Annotated in this window: 16 protein-coding genes; 4 read left to right on the plus strand and 12 right to left on the minus strand. The window is 73.1% G+C overall.

Annotated features, from left to right (window positions below; all coding sequences use genetic code 11):
• The 3 genes from amrb99_RS21325 to amrb99_RS21335 all read right to left on the minus strand — a co-directional run bounded on the left by amrb99_RS21325 (window position 1) and on the right by amrb99_RS21335 (window position 3,965).
• The gene (locus amrb99_RS21325; protein ID WP_190858656.1) at window positions 1–1,047 is read right to left on the minus strand and encodes a molecular chaperone DnaJ; all 1,047 of its coding nucleotides are present in this window, start codon (window positions 1,045–1,047) and stop codon (window positions 1–3) included.
• Window positions 1,048–1,054: 7 nt separating this feature from the next.
• Window positions 1,055–1,879: an NUDIX hydrolase gene (locus tag amrb99_RS21330; RefSeq protein WP_206700043.1), complete on the minus strand. Its 825-nt coding sequence runs from the start codon at window positions 1,877–1,879 to the stop codon at window positions 1,055–1,057.
• Between the two features lie 166 nt (window positions 1,880–2,045).
• Window positions 2,046–3,965, minus strand: a complete 1,920-nt coding sequence (locus amrb99_RS21335; RefSeq protein WP_241755762.1) for an amino acid permease — start codon at window positions 3,963–3,965, stop codon at window positions 2,046–2,048.
• A 353-nt stretch (window positions 3,966–4,318) separates the two neighbouring features.
• On the opposite strand from amrb99_RS21335, the gene ggt reads away from it, so the two are divergent.
• The 3 genes from ggt to amrb99_RS21350 all read left to right on the plus strand — a co-directional run bounded on the left by ggt (window position 4,319) and on the right by amrb99_RS21350 (window position 7,606).
• Entirely contained in the window at window positions 4,319–6,196 is a 1,878-nt protein-coding gene (gene ggt, locus amrb99_RS21340) for a gamma-glutamyltransferase (protein ID WP_347256776.1), read from the plus strand.
• A 45-nt stretch (window positions 6,197–6,241) separates the two neighbouring features.
• The gene (gene cutA / locus amrb99_RS21345; RefSeq protein ID WP_190858660.1) at window positions 6,242–6,601 is read left to right on the plus strand and encodes a divalent-cation tolerance protein CutA; all 360 of its coding nucleotides are present in this window, start codon (window positions 6,242–6,244) and stop codon (window positions 6,599–6,601) included.
• Between the two features lie 81 nt (window positions 6,602–6,682).
• Window positions 6,683–7,606: an oxygenase MpaB family protein gene (locus tag amrb99_RS21350; protein ID WP_347256777.1), complete on the plus strand. Its 924-nt coding sequence runs from the start codon at window positions 6,683–6,685 to the stop codon at window positions 7,604–7,606.
• Between the two features lie 52 nt (window positions 7,607–7,658).
• On the opposite strand, the gene amrb99_RS21355 is transcribed toward amrb99_RS21350, so the two are convergent.
• Window positions 7,659–9,221: a DHA2 family efflux MFS transporter permease subunit gene (locus tag amrb99_RS21355; protein WP_190858662.1), complete on the minus strand. Its 1,563-nt coding sequence runs from the start codon at window positions 9,219–9,221 to the stop codon at window positions 7,659–7,661.
• A 115-nt stretch (window positions 9,222–9,336) separates the two neighbouring features.
• On the opposite strand from amrb99_RS21355, the gene amrb99_RS21360 reads away from it, so the two are divergent.
• A complete protein-coding gene (locus amrb99_RS21360; RefSeq protein WP_241755763.1) occupies window positions 9,337–9,915 on the plus strand; it encodes a MarR family winged helix-turn-helix transcriptional regulator in 579 nt (192 codons plus the stop codon).
• Here the strand turns inward: amrb99_RS21360 and amrb99_RS21365 are convergent.
• The 8 genes from amrb99_RS21365 to amrb99_RS21400 all read right to left on the minus strand — a co-directional run bounded on the left by amrb99_RS21365 (window position 9,899) and on the right by amrb99_RS21400 (window position 15,637).
• Window positions 9,899–10,198, minus strand: a complete 300-nt coding sequence (locus tag amrb99_RS21365; protein WP_151546637.1) for a metal-sensitive transcriptional regulator — start codon at window positions 10,196–10,198, stop codon at window positions 9,899–9,901. The genes amrb99_RS21360 and amrb99_RS21365 overlap by 17 nt on opposite strands.
• 76 nt (window positions 10,199–10,274) lie before the next feature.
• The gene (locus amrb99_RS21370) at window positions 10,275–10,874 is read right to left on the minus strand and encodes a histidine phosphatase family protein (protein WP_190858664.1); all 600 of its coding nucleotides are present in this window, start codon (window positions 10,872–10,874) and stop codon (window positions 10,275–10,277) included.
• Window positions 10,875–10,945: 71 nt separating this feature from the next.
• On the minus strand, window positions 10,946–12,061 hold the full coding sequence (gene ald, locus amrb99_RS21375) for an alanine dehydrogenase (RefSeq protein WP_190858666.1): 1,116 nt from the start codon (window positions 12,059–12,061) through the stop codon (window positions 10,946–10,948).
• Between the two features lie 154 nt (window positions 12,062–12,215).
• The gene (locus tag amrb99_RS21380) at window positions 12,216–13,028 is read right to left on the minus strand and encodes an SAM-dependent methyltransferase (protein ID WP_190858669.1); all 813 of its coding nucleotides are present in this window, start codon (window positions 13,026–13,028) and stop codon (window positions 12,216–12,218) included.
• Between the two features lie 156 nt (window positions 13,029–13,184).
• On the minus strand, window positions 13,185–13,595 hold the full coding sequence (locus amrb99_RS21385) for a glycerate kinase (RefSeq protein ID WP_190858881.1): 411 nt from the start codon (window positions 13,593–13,595) through the stop codon (window positions 13,185–13,187).
• 85 nt (window positions 13,596–13,680) lie between these two features.
• Window positions 13,681–13,890: a DUF5999 family protein gene (locus tag amrb99_RS51300; protein ID WP_190858671.1), complete on the minus strand. Its 210-nt coding sequence runs from the start codon at window positions 13,888–13,890 to the stop codon at window positions 13,681–13,683.
• A 138-nt stretch (window positions 13,891–14,028) separates the two neighbouring features.
• Window positions 14,029–14,526 (minus strand): hypothetical protein, encoded by a 498-nt coding sequence (locus tag amrb99_RS21395; RefSeq protein WP_190858673.1) that lies wholly within the window; start codon window positions 14,524–14,526, stop codon window positions 14,029–14,031.
• A 295-nt stretch (window positions 14,527–14,821) separates the two neighbouring features.
• On the minus strand, window positions 14,822–15,637 hold the full coding sequence (locus tag amrb99_RS21400) for an SAM-dependent methyltransferase (protein WP_190858675.1): 816 nt from the start codon (window positions 15,635–15,637) through the stop codon (window positions 14,822–14,824).
• Between the last annotated feature and the right edge of the window lie 172 nt (window positions 15,638–15,809).

Here is a 15,809-nt window from a genome sequence, read left to right on the forward strand (position 1 = left end):
TCAGGGGGCGACGGGCAGGTGGAAGGGGCGGAACCGCCGCGGGCCGTAGAGCCGTTCGAGCAGCTCGTCGAGTTCGCCCAGCAGCCGCCAGGCGTCGCGGGGGCGGCGGTTCTGCGCGGACAGCAGGCAGCCGCGCGCGAACATGCGCATCGCCTTGGGCGCCCGCTCGCCCATCAGGTCGGTCATGCACCGGGTGGCCATGTAGAGGTCGGTGGCCTCGCTGGCGGGCCGCCGCGCCGGAACCTCCGGCGGGTACCAGTCGCGGTACCGCTCCACCAGGGCGGGGACGCGCCCGGACGCGTCGGCGTAGGAGTAGCAGCCGGGCACGGAGTAGCACCAGTCGACCAGGACCAGCCCGTGCTCCTCCGGGTGGATCATGACGTGGTCGGGCAGCACCGCGCCGTGCAGCACGCCCGCGCGGTGCGCGAACCCCAGCCCGACCAGCAGCCGCCGCCACATCCACGCGGCGTCGCGCGGGTCGACGCCGCCGGGGAAGGCGGCCTTGACCTCGGCCAGGGTGCGGAAGCCGTCGAGCGCGGCGACCGCGTTCGCCTGCCGCTGCGTCCCCGTCGCCGCGTCCTTGTGGCGGAACGACTCGACGAGGTACGGCACGTACGGCAGGAAGCGCCCGTCCCCGTCCTTGGGGAGCTGGCGCAGCGCGACGGCCTCGCGTTCCAGCAGGTCGCCGTCGCGGGGGTCGCGCGGCATCTTCAGCAGCACCTCGCCCGGCCGGGTGTCCGTCCCGGCCCGGTAGAGCTCGGCGAGGTCGCCGGAGACGGGATCGCCCGCGATGCGGTAGGAGTGCCGGCGGGTGGTGAGGACGGACGGGTCGGACCGGTTGTAGGTCCGCCACAGCGCGTTCAGCCGGACGAACGCGTCGCGGGTGCGGCCGCCGGTCGCGTCCGGGTGGACGAGCCGGACGAGCCGCCGGTAGCGGCGCGCCGCCTCGGCGTCGTCGTCGCCGAACAGGTCGGCGGGGACGCGGGCGCGGTCGAGCCGGGCCAGCGCCTCGCCGAGGTCGCCGGGGCTCCCGCTGTGTCTGCTCATGAGGGCATCACCTGATCTCTTCCTCGCGGCCGGGCCGCAGCAGTGCGGGGTGCAGGAGGCGGGCGTCGCCCGCGCGGTAGAGGCGGGGCCGGGGGCCGCCGCGCCGGCCGCCCCTGTCGGACGTGGCGCCGGTGCTCTCCACGAAGCCGGGCACCGACAGCACCTTCCGGTGGAAGTTCCCGGCGTGCAGCTCCTCGCCCCAGACCGCCTCGTAGACGGCGCGCAGCTCGGGGATCGTGAACTCGGCGCCGCAGAACGCCGTGGCGAGCGGGGTGTACTCGAGCTTGCCGCGGGCCCGCTCAAGGCCGTCGGAGAGGATCCGCGCGTGGTCGAACGCGAGCCGCCGGGTGGTGCCGGGCCGCTGGTCGCCGGACTCGGTCAGGCCGAGCGCGCCGACCGGGACCCAGGCGGCGTCGGCGGCGTCGCCGCCCGCCTCGGGGTCGGGGAGCTCGGGCGCGAACGCCAGGTAGGCGACGGAGATGATCCGCATGCGCGGGTCGCGGCCGGGGGCGCCGTAGGTGCCGAGCTGCTCCAGGTGGACGCGCCCGAGCGCGCCGTCCTTCCCGCTGAGGCCGGTCTCCTCGGCCAGCTCGCGGACGGCGGCGTCCGGCAGGTCCTCGGCCTCGCGCCGGCCGCCCGCGTGGACGAAACCGCCGGGCAGCGCCCACATGCCCGCGAACGGCGCGCCGCCGCGGCGCACGAGCAGGACGTGCAGCGCGCCGTCCCGGATGGTGAGGGCGACGACGTCCACGGTCACGGCGACGGGGTCGTAGGCGCGCGGGTCGTAGCTCGCGAGGAACTCGCTCTCGTCGCGCATCGGTTCCGGGGACATCCGGGCCTCTCCATGGTCTCGAACTGAGTAAGTCTCAGAGTGAGTTCATCTCGGTATGAGAAGAACATAACCCGGGGTGCGGCGGTCTGTCCACCCCGTTCCCGGCGCGAGCGCAGAGCGCCGCCTCCCACCTGGGGAGACGGCGCTCAGGGCGTTCGGGTGTTCGTCAGCGGCGGTGGCGACCGCCCGGGTAGGGCGGCTCCTCATGCGGCCCGGACGCGAAGGGGTCCGGCACCCCGGGGTCGAGGGCGTACGGATCGGCCGGCCCGTCCGCCGCGTCCTCCCGTGCAGGCCGCCCCGGGCCGGGGCCGCCGCCCCGCGCGTACGGCTCACGCTCGTAGGGGTCGGCGGCGTTCTGGCCGATCGGCCTGCGTCCCACCGAGTACCGGCCGGTCGGGTAGGGGCTCTCCGGCGCGGGGACGTGCGGCCGCGGACCGGCCCGGTACGGATCGAAGGGCGGCGCCGGGAACCCGCCGCCGGGCGCGGGACCGGCGGACGGCCCGGCGGGCGGCCCGGCGAAGGACACGTCAAGGGGCGCCACGCCGGGCGGCGGCGCGTCCGTCCGCGCGGCGGCCGGGCGCCCGGGCGGCGCGTCCAGCAGCAGCTTCATCTGGCTCTTGCGGCGGCCGTACACGAGGTAGATCACGATCCCCGCGGCCATCCAGACGGTGAAGTACCCCCACGTCTGCACCTTCAGGTTCAGCATCAGCCAGCCGGTCGCGAGGATCGTCGCGACCGCGGTCACCGGCGCCGCCGGGACGCGGAACGGGCGGTGCAGGTCGGGGCGGTCGCGGCGCAGCGCCAGCACGCCCGCCGAGACGAACAGGAACGCGAACAGCGTCCCGATCACGACCATCTGCTCCAGCGTCAGCACGTTGACGCTCTGCGACATCACGACCGCCGCGCCGCCCGCGACCAGCGTGGCCCGCGACGGCACCCGGAACCGGCTCATCCCGGCGATCGGGCGGGGCAGCAGGCCGTCCCGGGACATGGAGAACACCACCCGGGTCAGGCTGATCAGCACCACCAGGATCACGGTGGTCAGCGCCAGCACCGCCCCGATGTCGATGATCTTGCCCATGGAGTCCGCGCCGACGAGGCCGAACGCGGTCGCCAGCAGCGGCTTGGCGGGGTCGAGCCGGTCGGTGGAGACCATGCCGACCATCGCGACGGCGACCGCGACGTACAGCACGACGGCGATCGCGAGGCTGGTCAGCATGCCGCGCGGCACCTTGCGGGGCGCGTCGTCGGTCTCCTCGGACGCGGTCGCGATCAGGTCGAAGCCGATGTAGGCGAACGCGATCGCGGGCGCGGCGGCGAAGACCCCCCAGATCCCGAACACCTCCGGCTTGCTGCCGGTGACCGCGCCGAGCACCGCGTCCAGCACGGTCGTGGCGCCGGCGGGCGCGGGCCGCGCGGGCGGCACGAACGGGGTGAGGTTGCCGGCGTGGAAGAACTTCAGCCCGGTCGCGACGACCAGCCCGATCACGATCAGCTTGGCCATCACCATGAACCACAGGCTGCGCAGGCTCATCCGGCTGCCGGTGGCCAGCATGGCGATCAGCAGCACCAGGATCCCGAACGCGAACAGGTCGAAGCCCTTCTCCTGCCCGATGATCCCGGCGAGCCAGGACGGCACGGGCACCGCGAAGTCGGCGAGGGCCTGCGCGGCGTACAGCGACCAGGCCCGCGCCACGACCGACGCGGCGAGCAGCAGCTCCAGCACCAGCGCCCAGCCGACCACCCACGCCCAGATCTCGCCGAACGCGACGTAGCTGAAGGAGTAGGCGCTGCCCGCGACCGGGACGATCGAGGACAGCTCCGCGTAGGAGAGCGCGGCGAGGAAGCAGACGCCGCCGGCGATCAGGAAGGAGACGATCACCGACGGGCCGGCGGTGGCCGCGGCCTGCTCTCCGGAGATCTTGAAGATGCCGGAGCCGATCATCACGCCGAGCCCGAGCACGATCAGGTCCCGGGTCCGGTACACGACGCGGAGCCGGTGCCGGCCGCCGTACAGCCGGCCGGTCGCCTGCTCCACCGGCAGCCGGCGGAACATGTTGTTGCGCATGCGGACGTCCCAGGTCATAGGTTTCCCCCCTGGCCCGAACCCGCGCCGCTGATCGCGAGAGACGGTGTGGTCGAAGTCCCTAAGAATTCACCAGGAAGACCATAAAGCACACCGTTTTCCAGCGGATTGCCGTCAGGGGTCTGTTGTCGGATGCTGCCAAACCACGGTTCGCCAGTATGGCGGAAAAAACCGCAGGTGAGAGGCGGATGGCGGACCCGATTTCCGGTGGACCGTTCCCACGTTCGCCGCCATTCCGAAGGAAAGCGCTTTCGACCGGAGGGGCCCCGGCGGCCGGGGTCGGCCGGTGCGGACGGTGGCGATCGGCGAAGATCGGTGACACCGTAGGGACGCCGCGTCCCACAGGAGGTTCGGTGTCCCGCCAAGCACAGCGCCCCTCGCCCTCCCGAGCCGTCCGCCGCACGGCGTTCGCCGCCGCCCTCGCCCTCGCCGCCGCGCTGGCCGTCCCCGCGGCCGCCTCGGCCGCGCCGCCCGCGCCGGCCGCGCCGCCCGCGCAGGACCCGCCGGCCAAGCAGCCCGTCGCGACCGGCTACGGCGGCGCCGTCTCCACCGTCGACCCGGACGCGAGCCGCGCCGCCCTGGAGATCCTCAAGCGGGGCGGCAACGCGATGGACGCCGCCGTCGCGGCGGGCGCGACCCTCGGCGTCACCGAGCCGTACGTCTCGGCCATCGGCGGCGGCGGCTACATGACGTACTACAGCGCCAAGGACCGCAAGGTGTACGCGCTGGACGGCCGCGAGTTCGGCCCGGCGTCGATGAAGGAGGACTACTTCATCGACCAGGAGACCGGCAAGCCGCTCTCCTTCAACGACGCCGTCACCAGCGGGCTCAGCGTCGGCGTGCCCGGCACCCTCGCCCAGTGGGACCTGGCGCTGCACCGGTTCGGCACCCGCGGGCTGGGCGCGCTGCTGCAGCCCGCGATCAAGGTGGCCGAGCACGGCTTCGTGGTGGACCAGGAGTTCTACGACCAGACCGCGACGAACGAGGCGCGCTTCCGCGACATCGTCCCGACCCGCGAGCTGTTCCTGCCCGGCGGGAAACCCCCCGCGGTGGGGTCGGTGTTCAAGAACCCGGACCTCGCGAACACCTACAGGCGGCTCGCCGAGCACGGCATCGGCTGGCTGTACCGCGGCGAGCTGGGCAAGGAGATCGTCCGGACGGTGACCAAGCCGCCGGTCGACCCGAAGGCCACCCGCGTGGTGCGCCCCGGCGTCCTGAAGACGAGCGACCTCGCCGCCTACAAGGCGCTGCCCAAGCAGCCCACGCACGTGTCCTACCGCGGGTACGACGTGTACGGCGAACCGCCGTCGTCGTCCGGCGGCTCCACGGTCGGCGAGGCGCTCAACATCCTCGGAAACTTCCGGCTCGACCCGCGCGACCCCGTTACCGCGCTGCACTACTACCTGGAGGCGTCGAAGCTCGCCTACGCCGACCGCGGCGCCTACGTCGGCGACCCCGCGAAGGTGAAGGTGCCGCTGGACGAGCTGCTGTCGCAGGGGTTCGCCCGCGAGCGCGCCTGCCTGATCAAGCCGGACCAGGCCGCCGCCGCGCCCGTCCCGCCCGGCAGCCCGGACGGGCAGTACCAGCCGTGCGTCCCGTCCGGCACCCAGACGCGGGTGCTGGCCGCCGAGGGACCGCAGACGACCCACCTCGTCGTCGCCGACAAGTGGGGGAACGTCGCCTCCTACACCGTCACGATCGAGCAGTTCGGCGGCAGCGCCCTCACCGTCCCGGGCCGCGGGTTCCTGCTGAACAACGAGCTGACGGACTTCTCGTTCGCGCCGTCCGCGCCGGGCGGCCTGCCCGACCCGAACCTGCCCGGCCCGCACAAGCGGCCGCGCAGCAGCATCGCGCCGACGATCGTGCTCAAGGACGGGCGGCCGAAGCTCGCGCTCGGCACGCCCGGCGGCTCGACGATCATCACGACCGTGCTGCAGATCCTGGTGGACCGGCTCGACCTCGGCATGGACCTGCCCACCGCGCTGGCGGCGCCGCGCGCCACCCAGCGCAACACCCCGCAGGTCTTCGCCGAGCAGGCGTTCATCGACAAGTACGGCAAGGCGCTCGCGGCGCGCGGGCACCGGCTGGAGGTGTTCCCCGGCCCGCCTGCGGGCGTGATCGGGGCGGCCACCGGGCTGGAGTTCCTGGCGCCCGGACTCGTCCAGGCGGTCGCCGAGCCGGTCCGGCGCGGCGGCGGCAGCGCCCTGGTCGTGCGCCCGGCCCGCCCGTGACGCCGCGGGGGCGTGCGGGACTCCCGAGCGGGAAATAGTGGGGTCATGGCGGAGTCTTACGTGCAGGTGACGACCACCACCGACGCCCGGTCCGAGGCGGCCGGGCTGGCCCGGTCGGCGGTCGCCGAACGGCTCGCCGCGTGCGCCCAGCTCGTCGGCCCGATCGCGAGCACCTACTGGTGGGAGGGCGAGATCGAGACCGCCGAGGAGTGGATGGTGGTCTTCAAGACCACCGCCGACCGGTTCGACGAGCTCGCGACCCTGATCACCGACCTGCACTCCTACGACACCCCGGAGATCATCGCGACGCCGGTGGTGGCGGGGAGCCTGGACTACCTCGCCTGGGTCGCCGAGCAGACCGAGCCGGGCGAGCGCGACGAGGCGGTGGACGAGCCCGAGGACTGAGCGGGACCGGACGCCGCGGGCCGCCCCGGATCCGTGTGACGCACGCCATAGCCGGGTAAGTCTTCATTTACCGTGGCCGGCGTGGTTTCCTCGGCCGCGGAGAGGAAGGCGGTCGACGTGCGCGAGGAGTTCGGGGCCCGGGAGGGCGGCGCCGGGGACGACGAGGACCACGGCCTGTTCGGTCCGGGCTCGGTGACCTGGCAGGTGATGGGCGAACCGGTGCTGATCGTCGGCGGGATCCGGGCACTGCTGCTGCAGGCCCTGCATCCCCGCACGATGTGGGGCACGGCGCAGAACTCCGAGCTGATGAACCCCGACGCGGCCTGGGCGCGGCTCGGCCGGACGGTCGAGTTCGTGCGGGTGCGCACCTACGGGACGCACGCGGAGGTCGAGCGGGTGGGCCGCCGCGTCCGCAAGCTGCACTCCAAGCTCACCGGCCTCGACCTGCGCACCGGCGAGACGTTCCCGGTGGACGACCCCGAGAACCTGCTCTGGGTGCACATGGGGGAGGTCGACTCCTACCTGGACGTGGCGCGCCGCGCCGGCGTGCCGCTGACCTCCGCCGACGCCGACGCGTTCGTGGACGAGCAGCGCCGCGCCGCCGCCGTCGTCGGCCTCGACCCGGCGGACGTGCCCGGCTCGGTCGCCGAGATGAAGGACTACTACGAGGAGATGCGGCGGCGGATCTTCGCGTGCCGCGAGGCCCGCGAGGGGCTGAAGCGGATGTTCAGCCCGGCCGTCCCGCAGCACCTGATGCCGCTGAAGCTCGCCGCGCCGGGCGTCGCGATGCTGGTGGTGTCGACGCTGCCGCGCTGGGCCCGCCGGATGTACGGGCTGCCGGGCCTGCCGACGTCCGACCTCGCCGCGACGCTGGCGCTCAAGGGCCTGTACCGGACCACCCACGCCGTCCCGGAGCGGTTCCGGTACTCGCCGGACGCCCGGCGGGCCAGGCGCCTCACGCGCGAGCACGAGGCGGACCCGGCCACCTGGACCATGGCGTCCTGACCCTTCCGGCGCGGTCTGCGGCCCGGTCTGCGGCCGCGGTCTGCGGTGCGGGTCAGGCCATCGGCGGGGGAGCGTCGCCCGCAGGGGCGCCCGGCCCGTCGCCGGCGTGCGTGCCGTGCTTCGGCAGCAGGAACGCCGGGACGATCAGCACCGCGGTGAGGACCATCGAGACCCAGAACGTCGTGCCGAACGCGTCCGCGAGCTTCGGCGCCACCTGCTGGCGGATCTGGTCGGGGATCTGGCCGACCCCCGCGCCGCCTCCCTTGCCGCCCACCTGCGGGAGCCGCGAGCTGATCTGGCGGGACAGGATGACGGCGAGCAGCGCCACCCCGACCGAGCCGCCGAGCTGGACGAGGATGTTCAGCGTGCTGCTCGCCCGCGACGCCGCCGAGCGGGCCAGCGTGGTCAGCGCGGCCGACATCGTCGGCATCATGGTGCAGCCGAGGCCGAGGCCCCGGACGTACAGGGCGGCGCCGAGGAACCAGTACGAGGTGTCGGCGCCGACCAGCGCGAACGGGATGGTCCCGACCACCAGCAGCACGATGCCGAACGGCACGATGCGGCCGGCGCCGAGCTTGTCGGTGATGACGCCGGAGAACGGCATCGCGGTGGCGGCGCCGAGGCCCTGCGGGGCCAGCAGCAGCCCGGCGGCGAGGGCGCCCTCGCCGCGGGCGGTCTGGTAGTACAGCGGGATCAGCAGCATCGAGCCCATCAGCGCGATGCCGACGAGGAACACCGCGACGGACGCGGTCGCGAACGTCCGGTCGGCGAACAGCCGCACGTCGATCAGCGAGCGCTCCCGCCGCTGCAGGCTGTGCAGCACGAACAGCACGACCAGGACGGCGCCGGCGAGCAGCCACGCGATCGTCGAGGTGCTCCCGAAGCCGCCGTTGCTGTTGGCGGTGGACAGCCCGTAGATCAGCAGCGCGAACCCCGGCGGCAGCAGGAACAGCCCGCGCAGGTCCAGCGCCGAGGAGCCGCCCCCGCCCTGCCCCTCCTGCTCGTGCGGCACCTTCCACCAGGCGAGGGCGAAGGCGAGCGCGCCGACCGGCAGGTTCACGAAGAAGATCCAGCGCCAGTCGACGTCCTCGACCAGCCAGCCGCCGATCACCGGGCCGAGCACCGGGCCGAGCAGCATCGGCACGCCCACGATGCTCATGATGCGGCCCATCCGCCGCGGCCCGGCGGCCATCGTGAGGATGGCCATGCCGGTCGGCATCAGCATGCCGCCGCCGAGCCCCTGCAGGACGCGGAAGACGATGAGCGACTGGATGTTCCAGGACGCGCCCGACAGCACCGACCCGGCGACGAACAGCACGATCGACAGCATCCACACCCGGCGGCCGCCGAACCGGTCGACCGCCCAGCCGGTGATCGGGATCACCGTGCCGAGCGCCAGCGTGTACCCGGTGATCGTCCACTGGATCGTGGACAGGCTCGCGTGGAAGTCCTTGCCGAGCGTCTGCAGGGCCACGTTGACGATGGTGGTGTCCAGGATCGCCATGACGGTCCCGGACACGATGACCAGACCGAGCAGGATGACCTGCGGATCCAGGCGCTCGGTCGCGGCGGACGCGCCCGGCGGCGCGAGATCGGTGGGCGGGCTCTCGGCCATGGTCGGCCCCCTCAGGTGTGCTCCGGTTGCCCCGTGTCCCCGTTGTGAAAAGCTTGAAACGCCTTGAAGTTCAACGTATTTACACTGCAACACGGAATGTGTTGAAATTCAAGGTATGTCCGGGAAATCAGGCCCGTCCGCCACGGCCGAGGGCGCGCCGGACGGCGCGCCGGCCCGCACGGGCACCCGAGACGCCGCCGTGGACGCCGACCTGGAGGCGATGGTCCAGATCATGGGCCGGATGTTCCGCGGCATGAAGGGCCGCAGGGCGCACGAGGAGGCCGAAGAGCTGATCGGGATGGTGAAGGCGGCCGGCCTCGGCCCGCGGCACGTCCCCGTGCTGATCGGCCTGGTGCTGAACGGCCCGGTCCCGGTCGGCGTCCTCGCCCGGCACATGGCGCTCAGCCCCGCCACCGTCAGCCAGCTCGTCGGCGAGCTGCAGCGCGGCGGCTTCGTCGACCGGCGCCCGGACGAGCGGGACCGCCGCCGCATGATCGTCAGCCTGCACGAGGAGCGCCGCGCGCTCGTCGAGCGGTTCGCCTGGCGGCGCCTGCGGCCGCTGCGGATGACGCTGGAGGCGCTCGGCCCCGCCGAGCGCGAGCACTTCCTGCACGGCTGGCGGACGCTGGTGGAGATGATGGAGCGGGCCGGGAAGGACGACCCGCTCTGCGGCGGCATCAGCCGCGGCGCATGAGCCGCCCGACCGCCGCCATCAGCTCGGTGGACATCTCCTCGCCCTTGCCCTCCTGCGTCCCCTCCGCCACGCAGTGCCGGACGTGCCCGTCCAGCAGCCCGAGCGCGACCTTGTCCAGGGCCGCCTGGACGGCGCTGATCTGGGTGAGGATGTCGATGCAGTAGCGGTCGTCGGCCACCATGCGGTCGATGCCGCGGACCTGCCCCTCGATCCGGGCCAGCCGGGTCTGCAGCTGGTCCTTGGTGGCCGTGTACCCGCGGGTGGGGGTCTCGCTGGTCGCCATCTCCGTCCTCGCAATCACTCCGGGGCCGCGCGGGCCCCTGGGACGCCCCGCCGGGGGAGATCCCCCAAGGGGTATTTTATGCGGTCGGATCGGCCGGGACGTTCCACGAGGTGATCACGGGGTGGCCGTGCTCGGTCCCGAGCAGCGACAGCGTCCCGGTGGCGAGCGCGAACGCCCGTCCGAGCGCGGGCTCCAGCCCCAGCCAGCGGGCGGTCAGCACGCGCAGCACGTGCCCGTGCGCCACGAGCGCCACGTCGCCCTCCGCCAGCAGCGGCCGCACCCGGGCGAGCACCGCGTCGGTCCGCTTCCCGACCTGCTCGACGGTCTCGCCGGGGTGCTCCGCGTCCCCCGGGACCACACCGTCCTTCCAGAGGTACCAGCCGGGCCGGTCCTCACGGATCTCGGCGGTCGTGATCCCCTCGTAGCCGCCGTAGTCCCACTCCCACAGGTCGGGGTCCGTCTCGTCCACCGTCAGGCCCGCGAGCTCGGCGGTGCGGCGGGCGCGCTCGGCCGGGCTGGCCAGCACGCGGACGATGTGCCGCGGGGCCAGCAGCGGGGGGAGCGCCCGCGCCTGCTCCTCGCCGCGCGCCGTCAGCGGCAGGTCGGTGCGTCCGGTGTGGCGCCGGTCCCGGCTCCACTCGGTCTCGCCGTGCCTCAGCAAGATCAGCTCCCCCATGCGCCCCACCCTAATGCCCTGGGGGCGGCTCCCGGGAACCCCGTGACGACGGACGGACCGGCGGGGACCGGTCAGTCGAGGATCGAGGAGAGGGGGGTGTACGGGAGGCCGTGGGCCTCGGCGACGTGGTCGTAGACGAGTTCGCCGGCGTGGGTGTTGAGGCCCTTGGCCAGGGCGGCGTTCTCGTGGAGCGCGCGGCGCCAGCCCTTCTCGGCGAGCTGCAGGACGTAGGGGAGGGTGACGCCGGTGAGCGCGTACGTCGAGGTGTTGGGCACCGAGCCGGGCATGTTCGCGACGCAGTAGAACGTGGAGCCGTGCACCTTGTAGGTGGGGGCGTCGTGCGTGGTGGGGCGGGAGTCCTCGAAGCAGCCGCCCTGGTCGATGGCGATGTCGACCAGCACCGAGCCGGACTTCATCGCGGCGACGAGGTCGTTGGAGATCAGCTTCGGCGCCTTGGCGCCGGGGATCAGCACGGCGCCGATCACCAGGTCGGCGGCGCGCGCCTCCTGCTCGACCAGGTAGGCGTTGGACACCAGCGTCCGCATCCGGCCCTGGTAGATCGCGTCGATGTGGCGGAGCCGGTCGACGTTCAGGTCCAGGACGGTGACGTCGGCGCCCATCCCGACGGCGATCTGCGCGGCGTTGAGCCCGGAGACGCCGCCGCCGATCACGACGACCTTCGCGGGGGCGACGCCGGGCACGCCGCCCGGCAGCACGCCGCGGCCGCCGTTGGACGCCATGAGGTTGTACGCGCCGACCTGCGGGGCGAGCCGTCCGGCGACCTCCGACATCGGGGCGAGCAGCGGCAGCGACCGGTCCGGCAGCTGGACGGTCTCGTAGGCGATCGCGGTGACGCCGGCGGACAGCAGCGCGTCGGTGCACTCGCGGGACGCGGCGAGGTGCAGGTAGGTGAAGAGGGTCTGGCCGGCGCGCATCCGGTGGTACTCGGCGGCGATCGGCTCCTTGACCTTGAGGATCAGGTCGCCCTCGGCCCACACCTCGTCCGGGCCGTCGAGGATCTTGGCCCCGGCGGCGGTGTAGTCCTCGTCGGGGATGGCCGAGCCGAGACCGGCGCCGCGCTCGACGTACACCTCGTGGCCGTGCCGGGTGAGCTCGTGCACGCCCGCAGGGGTGATGGCCACCCGGTACTCGTGGTTCTTGATCTCTTGTGGGACGCCGATCTTCACGGGGGATCCTCCGTCAACGCTGACCAGGGCGTACGCCGGTGCGCACGCCTACAGGGTGCGGTGCGGGGACCCCTCCGTGCCATGTGCAGGGTGCAAAGTCATCGTCCCGTTCGATGACAACGTGTAAAGCGCCGCAGGTCGGCGCGGGCCTGGATCAGGGCTTGCGGGCGATGCCCCCGTACATGAGCCGGTGCCCGACGGTCAGCTCGTTCGGGACGGGCCCGTCCGGCCGCCACAGCGGCAGCGGGACCACGCCCGGCTCCAGCAGCTCCAGGCCGGCGAACCAGCGCTCGATCTCCTCGGGGGTGCGGAACCGGCCGGTGCCGAGCAGCCCCTGGTACTGCACCTCGGCGTCGACCGCCTCCTGGCTGGACGCGCAGAAGCTCGTGATGAACAGGTGGCTGCCGGACGGCACCGCGTCCATCAGCGTGTCGACGACCCGCTGCGGCTTCTCGTCGTCGTGCAGGTGGTGCAGGATGCCGACGAGCAGCACCCCGACGGGGCGGTCGAGGTCGAGGAGCCGGCGCACCTCCTCGTTGGCGAGGATCTCCTCCGGCTCGCGGACGTCGGCCGTGACGACGGTCGTGCGATCGTTCTCGGCGAGCAGCGCCCGGCCGTGCGCCAGCACGATCGGGTCGTTGTCGACGTACACGACGCGGGACTCCGGCGCGACGGACTGGGCGACCTGGTGGGTGTTCTGCACGGTCGGCAGCCCGGAGCCGAGGTCGAGGAACTGGCGCAGGCCCGCCTCGCCGGCCAGGTACCGCACGCCGCGGCCGAGGATCTGCCGGTTGTAGGCGGCCACGTCGTAGATCTCGGGGACGATCTTGACGATCTCGTCCACGAACGCGCGGTCGACCTCGAAGTTGTCCTTGCCGCGCAGGACGACGTCATAGGTTCGCGCGATGCTCGGCTTCGTCACGTCGATGCCGAGTGATGCCCAGTCGTACTGCTGCTCATCCGCCATGTGCGCCCGCCTCGTGCCGCTGTGGAGTTCTCTGATGCCGCCGCCGCCCATGATCCTAGACGGCGGTCCAGCCCTCCGTCCGGAAACTGTCGAATGTAGTTCGGCGGTTTCCGCCCGGCGGTTTCCGTTCCGCGGCCGGCGTCCGGCGGCCGCCGCTCAGCGGCGCGGCTCCGGCAGCCACTCGTCGGCGATCGCGACCGTCAGCTGCTCCAGCAGCGGCCCGGCCCGGCGGACGCGGCGCTCGGCGTCCGGCTCGATGTCGTCCAGCGCGTACACGGCCTGGATCCGCGCCTTGCGCAGCCGCTCGCCGGTCAGCCCGCGGCGCCCGGCCACCGCGATCACCGGTGCGCCGGCCCGGGCGGCGGCGCGCGCGACGCCGATCGGCGCGGTGCCGCGCAGCGACCGGGTGTCGAGGGTGCCCTCGCCGGTCACGACCAGGTGCGCGCCGCGCGCGCGGCCGGTGAGGTCGAGCAGGTCCAGCATCAGCGCGGCGCCCGGCTCGATCGTCGCGCCGAGGAAGGCCAGCGCGGCGAACCCGACGCCGCCGGCCGCGCCCGCGCCCGGCAGGTCCCGGGCGGCGCGGCGGCGCGGCGGCGGCCTCGCGGGGGGTGCGGGGAGGAGGCGCGGGGACCCCGCGGGCCGCGCGGCGCCGCTAGGCGGCGGTCGTGGGACGGTGCGGGGCGATCACACGGCCGTCGGGCAGCAGTTCGCCGGTGTCCTCGAAGACGACGATGCCGTTGCAGAGCAGGCTCCAGCCCTGCTCCGGGTGGGCGGCGACGGTTCTCGCGGCCTCGCGGTCCAGCGCGTCGGGCCTCGGGCACGGCGGCTGGTGCGGGCAGGACGGTGCGCGTTGATCGGTCACGGGTTCCTCCACGGGCGTCCCTGTGATTAAGGACATAGTGGAAGCCTGCCGCCGTTCGTCCGAAATATGCAAGTCAATGGGGGATTCTTTACCGTTCGTCGCGTGTGCCGCCGGACAAGGTGGGGCACATCGGGGCGTTCAGCGCAGAAGCCCCTCGTCCGGTTCGCCGCCGTGGTCGACGTCGAGCCCGACGACCGACAGGCATCCGGTGCAGATCCACTCGGCGATGACGGCCTCGGAGTTCAGGCCGTGCGCCCGGTACGGGCGGTCGACCCAGCGGCGCCGCATCCCGAGCCCGCACGAGGAGTGCAGCAGGCGCCCGCAGGTCGGGCACGGCCAGACGTCCTCGCAGCGCTGGTCGCACTGCGGGCACAGCGGCGACTCGTAGTGCTCGGCCGGGTCGGGGAGGCCCAGCTCGTCCCGCCACTCGTGTTCGAGGTCGAGGTACTCGTCGCCGGGCCAGTGGTGGTCGGCCAGCCAGGCCAGGTACTCCTCCTCTCCGGGTGCGAGCACGGCCGTCAGCGACTCGGGGTGCTCGTCGCGCGGGCGGTCTCGGCGCCCGGCGCGCCGCGCGGTGGCCAGCAGGGTCAGCAGGCCGAGGAGCGCGGCCGCTGCCAGGCCAGTCGCCAGGGGCATCGCGGCGTCCTTACATGATCTTGTGGCGGGAAAGTCCGATCATGAATTCACTTCACAAAACCCTGCGAACGGTACAAGAAAGGCTCTTAACGGAAAAGTCGATCAGAAAAGAATCTTCGCCTGGATCATGATCGGGTGGGGGGCCGAAACCCCGGCCGGGCACCGTCCGGAACCCGTGCGGCCTGGGGAATCGGGGCATCCGAGCGTCGCGGAGCCCGCGGCGGCGGCGCCGCCGGTTTCACTCTCCGCTGAATCCGGCCTCCCTTCGCCGCCGATCACCGGGCCCGGCGGATGATCAGTCCTTGCGTCCCATCACCGCCACCATCTGGCTGTGCAGCGGGTGCTCCAGCGGGCCCTTCGGCCCGTTCGGGCGCCACTCCGTCACGTTCGCGACGCCCGGCTCCAGGATCGTCAGCCCGTCCATGAACCCCTCGATCTGGGCCGCGGGCCGGAAGTACGACCCGCCGAGGCCCGACTGCAGGATCCGCTTGGCCTCCTCGACGCGCGGGTCGTCCCCGGCGTCGTGCAAGTGCGTCAGCACGACGTGGCTGCCCTTCGGCAGGAACGGGTGCAGCGCCCCGACGACGGCGGCAGGGTCCCGCTCGTCCGGCACGTGGTGGATGATCGCGGCGAGGATCAGCGCCACCGGCCGGTCGAGGTCGATCAGCCCGGTCAGCGCCGGGTCGCCGAAGATCTTCTCCGGCTCGTACAGGTCGCCCTGGATGAACGTGGCGACGCCCCGCTCGCTCAGCAGCGCCCGGCCGTGCGCCAGCACGATCGGGTCGTTGTCCACGTACACCACGCGCGCGTCCGGGTTCGCCGACCGGGCGAACTGGTGCACGTTGGACGAGGTCGGGAGCCCCGACCCGATGTCCACGAACTGGTCGATCCCGGCCTCGCCCGCCAGGTACTCCACCGCCCGCCCGATCGCGACCCGGTTCCCCTGCGCGACGACCGGCGCCTCCGGCACGAGCTGCATCACCATGTCGGCCACCTCGCGGTCGGCGGCGAAGTTGTCCTTGCCGCCGAGGAAGTAGTCGTACACCCGTGCGAACGTCGGCGTGGAGGTGTCGATGCCGGGAGGCGCGCTCTCCGGGAGTTCGTCGGCCACGCGTGCGGCTCCTTCTGTCGGACCCCGGAGCGGACGCGTGCGGGGCGTAACGAGATGGCCCAAGGGTAGGCCGATCCGCCGTCTCCGGACGGGTTTTCGCGGCTTTGCCGGGCAAGTTCCGGCACCGGGTGCGGTTTTCCGCAGGGCGCGGCTGCGGTGCGCGCCCGGACGG

Source organism: Actinomadura sp. RB99, assembly GCF_014706005.1.
Classification (GTDB): Bacteria; Actinomycetota; Actinomycetes; order Streptosporangiales; family Streptosporangiaceae; genus Spirillospora.